The organism is Embleya sp. NPDC059213 (genome assembly GCF_042754445.1).
GTDB lineage: Bacteria > Actinomycetota > Actinomycetes > Streptomycetales > Streptomycetaceae > Embleya.
The window spans coordinates 13,168-28,394 of record NZ_JBHZAV010000062.1 but is presented as its reverse complement, the minus strand read 5'-3'; the positions used below and the strand labels follow the sequence as shown (position 1 = coordinate 28,394).

Annotated in this window: 10 protein-coding genes and 2 riboswitches; of the genes, 6 read left to right on the top strand and 4 right to left on the bottom strand. The window is 72.1% G+C overall.

Features of this window, described 5'->3' with window-relative positions; all coding sequences use genetic code 11:
- Window positions 1-8: 8 nt before the first annotated feature.
- Window positions 9-152: riboswitch (cyclic di-AMP (ydaO/yuaA leader) on the bottom strand.
- Window positions 153-697: 545 nt separating this feature from the next.
- Window positions 698-5,728: a DUF3320 domain-containing protein gene (locus ACFXMF_RS23065; RefSeq protein ID WP_379989366.1), complete on the top strand. Its 5,031-nt coding sequence runs from the start codon at window positions 698-700 to the stop codon at window positions 5,726-5,728.
- A gap of 257 nt (window positions 5,729-5,985) precedes the next feature.
- Here ACFXMF_RS23065 and ACFXMF_RS23060 read toward each other — a convergent pair whose 3' ends face one another.
- On the bottom strand, window positions 5,986-6,669 hold the full coding sequence (locus tag ACFXMF_RS23060) for a hypothetical protein (RefSeq protein WP_379990129.1): 684 nt from the start codon (window positions 6,667-6,669) through the stop codon (window positions 5,986-5,988).
- A 138-nt stretch (window positions 6,670-6,807) separates the two neighbouring features.
- Here ACFXMF_RS23060 and ACFXMF_RS23055 point away from each other — a divergent pair, with 138 nt between their 5' ends.
- Window positions 6,808-7,452 carry a helix-turn-helix domain-containing protein gene (locus ACFXMF_RS23055; protein WP_360312971.1) on the top strand — a complete coding sequence of 215 codons (645 nt, stop codon included), beginning with the start codon at window positions 6,808-6,810 and terminating at the stop codon, window positions 7,450-7,452.
- 16 nt (window positions 7,453-7,468) lie between these two features.
- Here the strand turns inward: ACFXMF_RS23055 and ACFXMF_RS23050 are convergent, their stop codons facing one another.
- Both ACFXMF_RS23050 and ACFXMF_RS23045 read right to left on the bottom strand, forming a co-directional pair.
- Entirely contained in the window at window positions 7,469-10,015 is a 2,547-nt protein-coding gene (locus ACFXMF_RS23050; RefSeq protein WP_379990128.1) for an ABC transporter permease, read from the bottom strand.
- Window positions 10,015-10,848 carry an ABC transporter ATP-binding protein gene (locus ACFXMF_RS23045; protein WP_379990126.1) on the bottom strand — a complete coding sequence of 278 codons (834 nt, stop codon included), beginning with the start codon at window positions 10,846-10,848 and terminating at the stop codon, window positions 10,015-10,017. The genes ACFXMF_RS23050 and ACFXMF_RS23045 overlap by 1 nt, the downstream gene beginning before the upstream one ends.
- 286 nt (window positions 10,849-11,134) lie before the next feature.
- Between ACFXMF_RS23045 and ACFXMF_RS23040 the strand changes: the two genes are divergently transcribed.
- Window positions 11,135-11,347: a DUF5708 family protein gene (locus ACFXMF_RS23040; protein WP_379990125.1), complete on the top strand. Its 213-nt coding sequence runs from the start codon at window positions 11,135-11,137 to the stop codon at window positions 11,345-11,347.
- Between the two features lie 124 nt (window positions 11,348-11,471).
- Here ACFXMF_RS23040 and ACFXMF_RS23035 read toward each other — a convergent pair whose 3' ends face one another.
- Window positions 11,472-12,209 (bottom strand): Ig-like domain-containing protein, encoded by a 738-nt coding sequence (locus tag ACFXMF_RS23035; RefSeq protein ID WP_379990124.1) that lies wholly within the window; start codon window positions 12,207-12,209, stop codon window positions 11,472-11,474.
- Between the two features lie 244 nt (window positions 12,210-12,453).
- A riboswitch (cobalamin riboswitch) is annotated at window positions 12,454-12,581 on the top strand.
- A gap of 59 nt (window positions 12,582-12,640) precedes the next feature.
- Between ACFXMF_RS23035 and ACFXMF_RS23030 the strand changes: the two genes are divergently transcribed.
- The 3 genes from ACFXMF_RS23030 to ACFXMF_RS23020 all read left to right on the top strand — a co-directional run bounded on the left by ACFXMF_RS23030 (window position 12,641) and on the right by ACFXMF_RS23020 (window position 15,205).
- Entirely contained in the window at window positions 12,641-13,231 is a 591-nt protein-coding gene (locus tag ACFXMF_RS23030) for a cob(I)yrinic acid a,c-diamide adenosyltransferase (RefSeq protein ID WP_360312979.1), read from the top strand.
- Window positions 13,207-14,022: a (2Fe-2S)-binding protein gene (locus tag ACFXMF_RS23025; protein ID WP_360312981.1), complete on the top strand. Its 816-nt coding sequence runs from the start codon at window positions 13,207-13,209 to the stop codon at window positions 14,020-14,022. The genes ACFXMF_RS23030 and ACFXMF_RS23025 overlap by 25 nt, the downstream gene beginning before the upstream one ends.
- A gap of 343 nt (window positions 14,023-14,365) precedes the next feature.
- Window positions 14,366-15,205, top strand: a complete 840-nt coding sequence (locus ACFXMF_RS23020) for a hypothetical protein (protein ID WP_379990123.1) — start codon at window positions 14,366-14,368, stop codon at window positions 15,203-15,205.
- Window positions 15,206-15,227: the final 22 nt, after the last annotated feature.

The window sequence follows — 15,227 nt, the reverse complement described above, 5'->3', positions numbered from 1 at the left end:
GGTGGCGGGTCTCCTTCCTCGGCCGCCTACCGGGTTAGCTGACGGGTTCGGGCGGAAGAAGACGCCCTACGGTGCCGAGGCACCGATTCACCCCAGGGACTGCGAGGGTCCCCGGTTCCGGCTTCGCGTCGCAACGACGGCGATCACTCACCGTCACCAAAACTCGTCCCCGAATTCGGCGGAGGCGATCGTGTCGACCGGGATGGCCGACGTCGAACCGATCGCCTTATCGCAGAACGATAGTCACAGGGGTGTCACGGTCGGCACCGGGAGCCTCTGCATTGCCAAAACTTTACCAAGACTTCCGTTTCATTCTCCGCTTATTACGGGAAAAGCGCGTGGATGCCCGAAAATCGATCTTGGACCGATTTGGCAATGATTGGCGGCGTGGATCAGCCGCCGGCCCAACTCCATCGATGTCACCGAACGTGAGAAATTGGTCGTCCGCAGAGCTGTGGGCCGCAGGGGTTGTCGCGTCGGCTTCGGGGCCGCGGCGGTGCGCGATAAAGCCGAAGCCACGCGCCGCGAACGCGGTTCACGGTGTGGGTGTTTCGGAGTCGTCGATCGTCCGATGGGCCTTATGGGGACGGCTGTTCGGGTGACTGGTGCGTCGGACTGCCGGCACTGAATACTTACTGCGGCCGGGGGGCCGAGGTGGGGTGCCTCCTGTGCGTATCCGCTTCGGAGGTACGTCTGCATGCAGAGTTCGCGAACGGCCGGAGTTGCGCAGCCTGGCAGTGGGGACGACGCGGCGCTCGCGCGATTGAGGGGCGTCCTGGGCGGTTGGCGGGACTCGCTGCTCGACCTGGGCGGGCGGAACCGGCTGTTGAACTTCCGGCACACCCGCATCGCCACTCTGGAGGTCGTCGCGCCGGACGCCGCCGCCGTGTTGGCCGGATTCGCTCGCGGCTGGCCGTTCGCTCCCGTCGAGTCCGACGGACGGGTCGAGGCAGGCACGGAGGCGGAGGAGGCCGAACCGGGCACCGAGACCTTCCTCGCGTACGACCTGGGTTCGGAGGCGGGCCGCACCGGTCGTGCCGACGGCCTGGTGACCCGGAAGAACACGCAGGCGGGGCTGGACGCGTCGCTCTACCAACTGCGGCAGAAGTCGGGTCAGATGTACATCGACTACGGCTTGTGGGTGCTCTGGCTGGGCGTCGGCATGTTGGAGTGGCGGGAGGCGGGCGCCGCGGAGACGTGCTTTGCTCCGCTGCTGCTCGTACCTGTGGAGCTTCGTCGGGACGCACGGAGGCAGACGCGACTGCACCTGGCGGAGGACCAGGACCGGATCCACAATCCCGCGCTCGCGGTCAAGTTGGAGCAGTTGGGTGTCGACTGGAGCACGGTGGCCGACTGCGACGTGCTCGATTCCGACGCGGTCCTGTCGGCAGCCCGGGAGGTCGCGGGCACGCAGCAGGGTTGGTCGGTCGAGGACCGCGTGGTGCTCGGCCTCTTCTCGTCGCACAAGGAGGCCATGTACCAGGACCTCCAGCAGAACGAGGAGCGCATCCTGGCCCATCCGCTGGTGCGAGCCGTCGGCCTCGGCCCCGACGCGGGACTGCCCGACGACCTGATCGACTTCGAGCCGCCCGAGATCGACCGCATCGACGAGATCCAACTGCCCGAGCGGACCCCGCTCGTGCTGAACGCGGACTCCTCGCAGCGGCAGTGCATCGCGGCCGCGCTGGACGGGCGTTCCTTCGTGATGAGCGGTCCGCCCGGTACCGGCAAGAGCCAGACGATCACCAACATGATCGCCGCACTCATGCATGCCGGCCGGTCCGTTCTGTTCGTCAGCGAGAAGGCCGCGGCGCTCGACGTCGTCCGTAATCGGCTCCGAGGTGTCGGCCTCGGGGACTTCGTAATGGCCCTGCACAGCGGTGACACCGGCAAGAAGGCGGTGGCGACCGAGCTGGAGCGGGTGCTGACCACCGAGGTACGGATCACCGGGGCGGCCGAGCACGAACTCGATCGGGCCCGTCGCCTGCGCGAGGAGCTGTCCGCCTATGCGGCGGCGATGAACCACACTCGTGAACCGCTCGGCCGTTCCCTGCACGACGTCCTGGGCCGCCTGGTGCTGCTGGAGCAGGCGGACACGCCGCAACTCACCCTCGGCGCGCGGAGCACCGACACGATCCGCCGACTCGAAGCCGGACACCTGGGGTCGATCGTGGCGGCGGCGGGCGCCGTCGGACGGGCCTGGCGGCCGGCGGCGGAACGTGAGGCGTTCGTCTGGCGCGGGTTGAAGAGGGACTCCGCTCCCACCGCTGTGCTCGCCGAGGCCGCCGAGGCACTCGCCGACCTGGGTACGGCTGCCGAGCGTCGTCCGTTCGGGGCCACCATTCCCCAACCGTGCGCCGTGCCCGACCTACGCAGGGTCGTGACCACGTTGGAGGCGGGCCTGCCCGGACGAGACCCGGCCGCGGTCGGCACCGCCGGTGCCGGGCTCTCGGACGATCCCTCCGCCGGGTTTGCGCGGTTGGCCGAGCTGTTCGCACTGCCCGAGCCGCAGAGCATGCAGGCCGCCTTCGGCCTGCTGCAACTCGTCGATCTGACCTCCGCGGCCCGACGGCCGCCCGCACGATGGTTCGACGAGGACGGGCTGCGCGCGGCACATCGAGCGGCCGGGGAGTTGCAGGTCGCGTTTGCCGCCTGCGCGGTCGCGCGTGCGGCAGCGGAGGACGTCTTCGGTGAACAGGTCCTGCAAGCAGAGGAGTTGCCTGCCCTGATCGGGAGGTTCGCCGAGCAGCACCGGGGTGTGTTCGGGCGGCTGTCCTCCCGGTATCGCGAGGATCGCGCGGCGGCGGTCGCGCTCACCCGCGCCGGTTGGCACAAGACCGTGCCCCAACGCCTGACCGACGCCCTGGCCTGGCACGACGCCGCGGCCGAGGTCACTCGGCTGATGACTCTGCATCAGGAGGCGCTGGGCCCCTGCCTTCCGCGCGGCGCGGACGACCTGCCGTCCCTGCGGGCGGTGCTGGACATCGCGGACCGAATCGCCGAACTCACCCGAGGCATCGGTCGGCGGGACATTCTGGTGTCCCGTCTGGCCGACGGCGTCGAGTTCGACCCGGTGCCGGGACTGGTGGCTCGGGACGTCCGTGGCGCGTTGGGACACTGGTGCGACGTCGCGACGCTGCGTATCGCGCGCTGGGCGCAGTCCTCGACAGCGCTGCTCGACCTCTTCGAGGAACCTCGTCGGGTCGGGTTGTCCGCCGCCCTGCTGGGCACCTTCGATCAGGCCCGGCAGGCCGTCGACGAGCTCCGGGACGACCCGCGCGGCCCGGAGGAATGGCAGGCCCACCGCGCCGGACTGGACGTGCTGGCCCGGCACGGTGTCGAGGAACTCGTTCCTCGTGCCGTCGAACGAGGCGTTCTTCCCGAGCAGTTGCCCGACGTCGTCGAACAGGCGGTGCTGAAGTGCTGGGCGGACGATCTGCTCGGTACGGATCCCCGCCTCACCACCACTCGTTCGGCGGACCTGGACGCCCGGGTGGCCGACTTCCGGGAGGCGGATCGTCGGCTCGTCGCCGCCGCGAGCGGAGCCGTGATCGAGGCATGCAACGCGCGCCGCCCACGCCGTTTCAGTGGCGGGCCGGCCCTGGTGATCAAGCAACAGGCGGAGCTGAAGCGTCGTCACATGCCGGTGCGGGAACTGCTCGGTCGCACCCGCGAAGTCGTTCGGCTGATCAAGCCGTGCTTCATGATGAGTCCGTTGACGGTGAGCCAATTCCTGCCCCCGGACTATCACTTCGACGTGGTGATCTTCGACGAGGCGTCACAGGTGCGCCCGGCCGACGCGATCAATTGCGTGTACCGGGCGGGCTCGCTGATCGTGGCGGGCGACGAGAAGCAGTTGCCGCCGACATCCTTCTTCGACTCGTCGGTGGAGGACGATTCCGACCAATACGACGAGGAGGCTCCGCACAGCTTCGAGTCCCTGCTGCACGCCTGCAAGGCGGGTGCACTGCGCGAGTTGTCGCTGCGCTGGCACTACCGAAGCCGGCACGAGGACCTGATCACGTTCAGCAACAGGTCGTTCTACGGCAACTCCATGGTGACGTTTCCCGGGGCGCTGGACCACGGCAACGACATCGGTGTCGAGTACTTCCACGCGCACGGTGTCTACGACCGCGGCGGACGGCGGGACAACCGCCTGGAAGCGGAGATGGTCGCCCGGCGGGTCATCCACCACTTCGACACCCGACCCGGCCGCACGCTGGGCGTCGTCGCCCTGTCCCAGGCTCAGGCCGCGGCCATCGATCAGTCCGTTCAACAGGCCCGGTTGCTGCGTCCCGACCTGGACCACTGCTTCACCGAGGATCGGCTCGACGGGTTCTTCGTCAAGAACCTCGAATCGGTCCAAGGCGACGAGCGGGACGTGATGATCATGTCGATCGGGTACGGCCCTGACGAGAACGCCAAGTTCGGCACGAACTTCGGGCCGATCAACAAGGGTGGTGGTTGGCGCCGCCTCAACGTCGCCGTCACCCGGGCGCGCTTGCGCATGGAGGTCGTCGCCTCCTTCCGCGCCGGCAGCCTGGCCGATGGCACGAACGAGAGTGTTCAGCACCTCAAGCGGTATCTGGACTACGCGGAGAACGGCCCGGCCGTCCTCGCGCAGGATGTGATCCAGGCCGACGCCGAACCGGACAGCCCCTTCGAGGAGTCGGTGCTGCAGGTGCTGCGCGACTGGGGCCATTGCGTGCAGCCGCAGGTCGGGGTCGCCGGATACCGCATCGACATGGGGGTACGGCATCCGGAGTTCCCCGGTTCCTACGCCCTGGGCATCGAGTGCGACGGTGCGATGTACCACTCGTCGAGGACGGCTCGGGATCGCGATCGGCTGCGGGAGGAGGTGCTTGCCGGGTTGGGCTGGCGGCTCCACCGCATCTGGGGCACCGACTGGTATCGCGGGCGGGCCGCCGCCGAGGCGAGATTGCGCGCCGCGGTCGAGGCGGCGATCGAACGGGGACCGATGTCGACGACCACCGCGGCCAGGCCGGCGACGTCCGCTGCCGGGGACGAGCCGGACCGTGTCCCGGACGTGGGGCCGCCGGTCCGGCTCCCCGACACCTCGACCTCCTCCGATGTTCCCGGCCCGCGGAACGGCATGTCGCCGACCGTCCCGGCACCCGTGGAGCATGAGCGGGTCCCGGTCGACACCGAGCCCGACCGGCCGTGGAGTTCCCGGTACGAGGTGTGCGTGTCGATCGCCGGCTCGCCGTACGAACTGCACACCCCGGAGGCCCGCCCCGCGCTGCGCGACATCCTGACCCGGGTCGTCGGGGTCGAGGGGCCCATCCACGAGGAGTTGTTGGTGCAGCGCGCGCGGGAGGCCTGGGGGGTGGCCCGGGCGGGCGCCCGGATCCGTGAAAACGTGCAGGAAGTGGTGCGTGGTCTCGTCCGCACCGGGCGGGTCGGGGTCGACGGCGAGTTCCTGGATGTGACCGACCGGGAGCGGCCGGCCGCCCGGGTACCGGCGGAGGGCGAGGCACCGCGCAAAGCCGCGCACATCGCGCCGGCGGAAAGGCAACTGGCGCTGTACGAACTGGCCGCCGAGTGCCCGGGCATGTCTCGGGAGGAACTGGTCCGGCACGCCTGCGAGTTCTTCGGCTGGCGACGGATGGGTCGGGACATCCGCGGTTTCCTGGACTCCGACATCGACGAATTGCACCGTCGCGGTCGCCTGAAGGAGGCGGACGGATACCTCACCGCGATCGCATGACGCGAGCCGGCGGGCCCGAGGCGTCGATCGGCGCCCGGGCCCGTCGGCCGACCGGGCGACGCGCTCACCGTGGTGTCGGCGGCGAAGCGGGAACGGCCGACCTGCCCGGCGGGGTGGGCCCGTGGTGTCGGCGGATGGTGGTGAGCAGGCGGTACAGGTCGGTACCCGGGAGGGCGCCGAGGGATGGGGCCAGGAGGTAGGGCCACAGGCTGGTGGTGTGGCCGGAGAGTAGCGCCGGGCCGAGTCGGCGAGGTGGGTCAGGCCGCCCGGCGGGCGGCTTCCAGCCAGTTGCGGAATTCGCAGGCGAAGTGCCACTGGTGGCCGACGAAGACGTGCTCGGGGGCGCTCGTCGGGAACTGGATGGTCAGCCGGATCCGCAGGCCGTTCGCGCCGTCGCCGAACTCGTGCATGACGCGGGCGATTTCGGTGCCGTCGGCGAGTCGGCCGGTGCCGCCGATGCGTACCGGGTAGGTCTCGTGGCCCGGGTCGGCGATCGCGACGCCGTCGTGGAAGGTGAGGAAGAAGCGCAGCGGCCCGGAGCCGATCGTCTCGATGATCTCGACCACGCCGTCGGCGGAGTTCGCGAGGTAGTGCTCGGGGTTGGCCGCGAGCAGCGCGACCCGGTCGGCGCTGCCGAGCCGGCCCTGCCACCAGGTCAGGAAGGTGTGCGCGTCGATGCCCTCGACCTCCATCTCGGTGACCGCGGACCGCCACTCGCCGTGCGCGGTACCGGGCAACGGGGCCATTGCCTCGTCCGCGGCGAGCAGGTCGGGGGCGAGCAGTTCGCGCGTGCGCTCGTCGCCGATTCGTGCCTTGAGCAGGGCGAGCGCGGTCCGGGCGCGGTTCAGTTCCCAGTCGAGGACGTCCTGCTCCGGGTGCTCGATGCCGTCGATCACGGTGCGGATGGTGAGGGGTTCGGTGCGGGTGCCGGGGGTGCCCATAATCTGCTCCTTCCAAATCAAGCGGAGAACTTCTCTCCGGTTTGAGAACGGTAGCATAGGCGGAGAGAAACTCTCCGATTAACTCTCGGGTGTGGTCGACCCTTCCCGTACACCCCGACCAGCGAAGGACGGTGCACCATGCGCGCGGACGCGGCACGCAGCAGACGGCGGATCCTCGACGCGGCCCGGGACGTCTTCCTCGAACGCGGTCTGGAGGCGCCTTTGGACCTGATCGTGCGCCGGGCCGGCATCGGGCCCGCCACGCTGTACCGGCGCTATCCCGACCGGGAGTCGCTGGTCCGCGACCTCACCGGGGATCTGCTGGGCCGATTGGAGCTGGCCGCCGAGGAGGCGGCGACGGTGGACGACGACGCGTTCGCGGCGGTTCGGCGTTTCGTGCATGCCGCGGCCGATCTGCGGATGGGGGCGGTCATCCTGGTACTCCTCGAAGGACTGGTCGTGGACGCCGAGTTGGTTCGGATCCGGACCGCGACCGCGAGTACCGTCGAGGCGCTGATCGAGGCCGCGCACGCGGCGGGCACGCTGCGCCCCGACGTCGGCATGGGCGACCTGGTCCTGCTCTCGATCCGGCTGTCCCGCCCGCTCCCCGGCGGCCTGGACCGGCTCGACCCGGACGGCGCGGTGCTGCACCACCATCTCGATCTGGCCCTGGACGGCCTGACCACGCGCGCGGCCGGGGACGCCGCCCCGACGCCCCGCACCCCGCTGTCCTTCGAGGACCTGATCACCGCCGCCGACCGCCCGACGGTCCCCGACCGCTGAGCGGCCCGGCCACGCCTCAGCCCTGCGCCATCGCCACCGGCCCGGTCCGCAACGCCCGCCACGTGGGCAGCAACGTCGCCGCGAAGGTGAGCGCCGCCGCCGTACCGACCACCGCCGCGTAGATGCCGATCGGCCCCGTCGGCAACCACGAGTCGGTGAGCGACAGGCTGAACGGGACCACCGCCGCGGCCGCCGCGACGGTGCCCAGGATCACGCCGATCAACGTGGTGAGCGCCGCCTCGACCGCGGACATGTGCATGATCTGGGCCCGGGTCGCGCCGTTGAGGCGTTGCAGGGCGAACTCGCGGCGCCGGTTGTGCGTGGCCAGGATCAGCGAGTTGACCAGGGACAGCGCGCTGTACAGGGTCAACATGCCGATGATCAGGTAGTTGGCCCACGCCTGGGTCTTGGATTCCTCGGCGTGCGTCTCCAGCAGCGCGTCCCGGGAGGCGGCACGAACTCCCGGATGTTCCTTGGCCCATGCCCCCAGCGAGGCGACCAGACGGTCGGCGTCGGTGCCCTGTGCCGCGCGGATCAGGATCTGCGCGGGCAGCCCATCGGTGGTGTGCGGCGCGAGCAGCGACACCGGCAGCAGCAACGAGTCGTAGCCCGGCCGGCTCCCGAACAGCGCGACCACCCGAACGTCGGCCGAACTCCCGTCGCCCAGCCGCAGCCGGATCGTGTCGCCGAGCCCGCGGTGGATCGAGCGGGCCAGGCTCTCGGGCAGCGCCACGGTATTGCCGCGCAGCTCGGTCAGCGACCCGGAGGTGGCGCTCACCCCGGTGGTGGCGAGACCGAACTCGGCGTCGATGCCCTGGAGTCGCAGGCCGTGTCGACCGTCCGGCGCGGTCCGCGGCTGCTCGATGAAGCCGGCACTCGCGGTGTACGCACTCGCACTCGCGACGCCGGGAATCGTGCGCACCCGGTCGACCAGGGCCGGGTCGAGGCCGCCGCCCGCACCGGTCAACACCGCGTCGGCCCGCAGGGTTTCCGTGTACACGCGTTCGGCGTGCGTGGTCGTGGTGGTCTGCAGGTACAACTCGCCGGTGCTGATCGCCACCGCGAGCATGATCGGCGTCACCACGGCGGCCGTCCGTACCGAGGTGACCCGCGAGCCGAGCATCGCGATCCGGCCGGACTCGCCGGTCAGCGCGCCCAGCGGGCCGGACAACATCCGGGTCAGCAGCTTGGTCAGGCCGGGGGCGAGCAGGGCCAGGCCGATCGCGGCGCAGATCACCGCCGGGCCCGCGGTGCTCGCGGCCACCGGACCCTCCAGGACGTACACCGTGACCAGACTCAGAGCGGTGGCGCCGGCCAGCGCGAGCAGCGCGAACGCGAGCCGGAACCAGTTGAACCAGCGCGGCTGGAAGGCGGATTCGGCGAGTGCCTCGGTCGGCTTGGCGGTCACCGCGCGCCGCGCGCCGACGAAGCCGCCGACCAGCGCGGTCAGCAGCACCGCGCCCGCCGCGGCCACCGCCGGGATCCAGCCCTGCTCGAACTCCACGGTCTCGGCGACCATGTCCGAGGCGACCAGCCGGTCGAAGAGCACCCGGCCGGCCGCCGGCCCGGTGAACCAGGCCACGCCCGCCGCCAGGACGGTCACCAGGAACGTCTCGCCGAGCAACATCCGGCGCAACTGGCGGGGCGTGGCGCCGATCGCGCGCATCAGCGCGAACTCGCGCCGGCGCTGCTGCACGGACAGCCCGATGGTGCCGGCCACCACGAACACCGCGACCGAGACCGCCAGGCCGCCGAAGACGCCGGCGAGGGAGATCAGGTCCGACTTGTTCGCCAGGATCTCGGGGTGCTCGACCGCGCCGCGATCGTCACCGGCCAGGATCCGGACGTGATGGTCGTGCAGTGCCCCGGCGACCCGCTTGCGCAGCGCGCCGAGATCGCTACCCGGGGCGGCCACGATCGCGATGTCGGCGACGGTGCCGGCGGGCGTCGCGAGCCGGTCCGCCTGCGCCGCCGCGAAGAACACGCCGGCCTGCGAGACGGTACGCGCGGCCCGGGCGATGCCGCTGACCCGGTACGCGCTCGCGCCGCCGTGCGCGGCGATCTCGACCCGATCGCCCACGGCCACCCCGGCGCGGCGCGCGAGCGTACTGTCCAGCACCACCTCGTCGGCCCCGACCGGCGCGGCGCCCTGCGCGAGCAGGTACGGCGTCAGGGCTGCGGAATCCCACGCGTGGCCCTGCGCCCCGTGGTTGCCGGCGGGGCCGATCAGCGCGGTCTCGAAGGTCTGTTCGCCGACCGCCGCCCGCACCCCCTCCAACGCCCGCACCCGAGCCACGAGCCCCACGGGCAACGGGGTGCGCTCGGCCAGTGCGAAGTCCCGCTCGCGGTCGCCGGAACCGTCGCGCGGACCGGTGAAGGTGGGATCGCCGATCACCAACAGCGAAGCCTGCGCCAGGCGTTGCGGCGGCGCGTTGTTGCGGACCCCGGTTTCGAGCAGCCCGCCACAGGCCATCACCACGGTCGCGCCGAAGCACAGCGCGATGAAGGTGGCCACGAAGCCACCGGCCCGAAAGCGCAGCGTGCGCAGGGCGAGCCCCCACATCAGCGGACCCTGCCGATCGGCCCGGGTCGGCCCGGCCCCGGCACGTCCGCGAACGCGCCCAGGTGGGTCATCCGCTCGGCGATGGTGTCCGCCGTCGGCGCGCTCACCCGGTCCGCGATCCGGCCGTCGGCCAGGAAGACCACGTGGTCGGCATAGGAGGCGGCGACCGGGTCGTGCGTGACCATCACGACGGTTTGGCCGTCGATCCGTACGGATTCCCGGAGCAGGCCGAGCACCTCGGCCGCGGTCCGGGTGTCCAGCGCACCGGTCGGCTCGTCCGCGAACAGCACGGCGGGCCTCACGACGAGCGCGCGAGCGATCGCGACCCGCTGCTGCTGGCCGCCGGACAACTCGTGCGGTCGGTGTCGGGCCCGGTCGGTAAGGCCCACGTGCGCGATCACCTCGGCGACACGCCGGCGGTCGGCGCGTTTGCCCGCGAACCGCATCGGCAGCGTGATGTTCTGTTCCACGGTGAGCGTGGGCAGCAGGTTGAACGCCTGGAAGACGAAGCCGATGCGTTCCCGGCGGAGCTTGGTCAGCGCGTTCTCGTTCAACTCGGCGAGGTCCTGGCCGGCCACCGTGACCGTGCCCGACGTGGGTCGGTCCAGACCGGCCGCGCAGTGCAGGAAGGTGCTCTTGCCGGAGCCGGACGGGCCCATCACGGCGGTGAACGAGCCCTGCCCGAACGTGATGTCGACCCCGTCGAGGGCGGCCACCGACGCGGAGCCCCGGCCGTGGACCTTGCGCACCGCGTCGAGCCGGACGGCTGGCGGGCCGGCGCCCTCCCACTCGGCCGGCGCCGTGTACCACTCGTGTGTCGGTTGCCCGCCCACGTCGATTCTCCCGCCGATCCGGCCGCCACCCCGTGTACGGCACCGGGTCCAACGCTAGGAGCGCGAATCGCCCCTGCCCATGGGGTCGGCCACCGTCCGAGGGTGGGGCCGGCCCCACCTGTGCCCTCGGCGGGCCGGGTCCGCCGAAGCCGCTCGCGGGCCGGAAATCGGGCCCCGCCTGGGCCGAAGTGTGTACGCCGGGTCGTCCTCGCGGAGGGCGTGCCGCCCCCGGCCCCGGACCTAGCCTCGTGGGCATGTCCGCAGGTCGAGTGGAGGAGGGAAGAACATGACGAAGGCACGCGGTTCGTTGACGGCCGGCCTGGCGAGCGCGCTGGTGGGCGCGGCCCTGAAGCTGTTCGCGGACGACGTCGACACACCCGTGATCGCGCTCGGGAAGATCGGCGTCGTGCTGCTGATCGTCGGCATCGCCGAAGTGCTGTACGGGCTCTACCGGTTGACCCGCGAGGCCGGGGAGGCCCGGGAGGCCCGAAAGCCCTGACCGGGTGCGCCGAGCGCGGCGAACGGCCCGGTGATCGCGTCCCGACTGCTTTCCGGTCGCTTCCCGATCGCTTCGGTGATCGGTTCGGTGACCGGCCCGGCGATCGGCCCGCCGATCACCCCGTTCAGCGCACCTGCCGCCGCCCCGGCCGACGGTGCGCCACCCAACCCAGGATGCCCGCGCCGAGCAACGCCGAGCCCAGGAAGGCCGACAGCAACAGCCCGCCGCCCGAATCGTGCCCGCCCTGCCGCGTCACGGCCGCCGGCGCCCGCAGTTCGTCGACGCCGCGAGGCACGCCGAGCCGGCCCGTCCTCGGCTCGACCGCCCGTTCCGCCGCTCCCGGATCGGCCGCCACGTCGATCCGCACGGTCGCGGTGGCCTGGCGGCCGAGCCGGTCGACGATCGTGTAATGGAAGCCGTCGCGCCCGGCGAAGCCCGGCCCCGGCGTGTAGCGCAACACGGCCTCCGTCGTGCCCTCGTCCGGAGCGCCCTCGACGTCGAGGACCAGACCGTGCTCGGGATTGGTGTGCGACACCAGGGCCAGCCCCTCACCGGTGTCGCCGGCCAGCACCGGGACGTCCACCGACTGCCCGGCGCGAGTGCCGACCCGATCCGTGACGGCCCGCGGCGCGGCCGGCATCGGCGCTGCGAACCCGCCGTTCGGCCGTACCCGGTCGACACGCGAGCCCGGAGCGGAGTCGCCGGCCGGGCCGGCGACCACGGGCGGCAGCGACGGGATGGGCACCACGGCAACGGCGGGGCACCCGGCGCCCACACCGAACAACACCGCGCACCACACGAGCACCACACCGACTCGACGCATCCGGACGGCCGGTTCGGGTGTTCCGGAAACCGTGGCCACACAATCCTCCGGCACTCTGGTCCGGACACGGCCGGATCTGGGATGGGTCGGCCGGCGCCCGCCGGATCCGATGCCGGCCGAGGGAGCCGCTCTCGAACCCCGATCCTGTGCGCAGTGCCCACCGGTTCGCGACGCGGCACGCGGAGCGGCGGCGAGCTTCACCCACAAGCGTGGACCGACCGGGCCCGACAGTGGACCCGGCCCGGCGCGCGTGTCATGGTGGGAGGCGCTATGCGACGGCGGTACGAGGAAGTCGGTGTGAATCCGACGCGGTCCCGCCACTGTGATCGGGGAGCGACTCCCACACCGGCCACGACCCCGCGACGGGGTGGGAAGGCCGGGAGGAGCGAAGAGCCGAGAGCCAGGAGACTCACGTCGTCGCCACCTCACCAACCGGGGCGGATTTCCCCGAGAGAGGCCGGTGCTGCGCCATGTCCTTGGTACTGAGCCGGATCTACACCCGTACCGGCGATGCCGGTACCACCGCGCTGGGCGACAACTCCCGGACGCGCAAGACCGATCCGAGGTTGGCGGCCTACGCCGACACGGACGAGACCAACGCGGCGATCGGGGTCGTGCTCGCGCTCGGCGACCCGGAGCCGCAGACCCGTGCGGTGTTGGCCCAACTGCAACACGACCTGTTCGACGTCGGCGCGGACCTGTGCGCGCCGATCGCCGAAGGCGACACCCGGCTGCGGATCACCGAGGCCGACGTGGCCCGGCTGGAGGAGCACTGCGACGCGTTCAACGCGGAACTCCCCACGCTGCGCTCGTTCGTCCTGCCCGGCGGCAGCCCCGCCGCGGCCCTGCTGCACGTGGCCCGCACCGCGGCCCGGCGCGCCGAACGTTCGACCTGGGCGCTGATCGAGGCGGACGAACCGGCGGCGGGTGGGTCCGCGACGGTGAACCCGCTCACCGCGCGCTACCTCAACCGGCTGTCCGACCTGCTGTTCGTGCTCGCCCGACGGGCCGACGCGGGTGGCGCGGGTGATCTGCTGTGGCGTCCGGGCGACAACCGCTGAGCGGTTCGGCGGCACGGCCCGAGGTCGGCGACGCGATGGCCCGAGTCGCCGAGGTGGGGCCCTACTTCGTGCTGCGGACCGGAGCGATCGCCGACGGCGCGGGCTTTCGGCCGTTGGTCGAGTTGTACGACCGCGCCGCGCCCGACGCGTGGGCGGCCCGGGTGGAGTACGTGCGGGGCCGGTTGCGCACCGACGAGCCGCGGGTCGCCGCGTCGATCCTGTACCTGGGCGTGGCCTCGCGGTTGTGGTCGGTGGCGCTCGGCGCGGCGGTGCTCGGTCGGGTCGTGCCGGACCTGGACCCGGTCCGGACGCACTGGCGCTTCCCGGCGAGCGGTGCGATCGAACTGTGGGCGCCGGATCCGATCCCGACGCCGGTGCTCGCGGACCGGGCCGGGATCGACCGGGTGTACGCCGCGGTGATGACCGCGCACCTGGTGCCGCTGGCCCGGGCCACTCGGGCGGTGGTGCCGATCGCGGAGCGCCTGCTGGCCGGCAACGCCGCGTCGGCGCTGGTGGGTGCGGCCCGGGTGCTGCACCGGCACCCGGCGCCGGACGAGCCGGAACTCGTGACGACGACCCGGTCGTTCGCCGACGGTCTGTTGGCCACGGGCCTGCTGCGAGGGAGTGGGCTGCACGGCGCCCTGGGCGCGTTCCGGCGCACCACGTGCTGCCTGTACTACCGGATTCCCGGCGGCGGTACGTGCGGCGACTGCGTCTTCCACGACAAGCCGCCGCAACCGACCCGGGTCCGGATCGGGTCGTCGGCGCGCGGGCGTGACGGCGCACACTGACCGCGTACGATCGCCCGCTCGGCCCCCGGGGCGCGCTCCGGATCCGGCCGAGCGGGTGATCCATCGGACACGCCGCCGCGCATCCGGGTGACATTCCCGGATCTGCGGCGCGGACTTTCCTAGCCTCGTCCCGGAGACACCGATTCCGGCATCGACGCACCGAACGCCGGGACCGTGTCCTCGGTCCTGCCGGGTCTGCGCCCCCGGCAGGATCGGGGAGACGGCCCCGGCCGTCGAAGGGCCGCCGAGGACGAATGACCGGCCGCTCGCCGGGCAGACGCAGGGCGCGCGGTCCTCGGCGATGACGCGAGGACATCGAGACCGTGAAGAGGAGTACGCACCGATGAGTACCCCAGGCCGAGAGCCCGGCGGCAGGTCCGCGTCGCGCGAGCCCGACGAGATCGCCGTCGACCCGACCGTGCCACCGCCCGCCGATTCCGTCGTCGAACCCCGCGTGCCGTCCGAGCTTCCCCGGCAGGAGCGCACACCCGGCCACAAACAGGAGCAAGTGGACCACGCCGTGGAGGAGTTGACCCAGGCCGAGCCGCCCGAGGCGATCCACCGCAAGGTCGGCGAGGCGGCCGAGCGGATCGACCGCGCCGCGCCGCGCACCCGGCGCCGGGCGCAACGGATCGCGGCCGCCGTGGCCGACCGGGCCGAGTCGGCCGAGGACGCGGTCCGCGACCGGGCCGACCAGGCCAAGGAGACCACCCGACACAGGACCGCGCAGGCCAAGGAGGCCGCCGTGCACCGCGCCGAACAGGCCAAGGAGACCGCCGGACATCGCGCCGAACAGGCCAAGGAGACCGCCGGACATCGCGCCGAACAGGCCAAGGAGGCCGTCGAGCGCCGGGCCGAGCAGGTCAAGGAGGCCGCCGGTCACCGGGCCGAACAGGCCAAGGAAGCCGCCGGCCACCGCGCCGAGCAGGTCAAGGAAGCCGCCGGCCACGGCGCCGCCCGGGCCCGCGAGGTGGCGGGAAACCGGGTCGGCCACGCCAAGGACCGCACCGTCGAGGTCGGCCACGCGGCCGGCAACCAGCTCTTCGACCACACCCCCGACCCGCTCCGGCACGCGAGCCTGGCCGGCGCGGCGGAGGTCCGCAGCCGTCCGATCCCCGCTGCCATCGCTGCTGCGACGACCGTCCTGGTCCTGATCTGGGCGCTCCGCAGGTCGCGCCGATAGGGACGAGGGCGCGACGACCCGC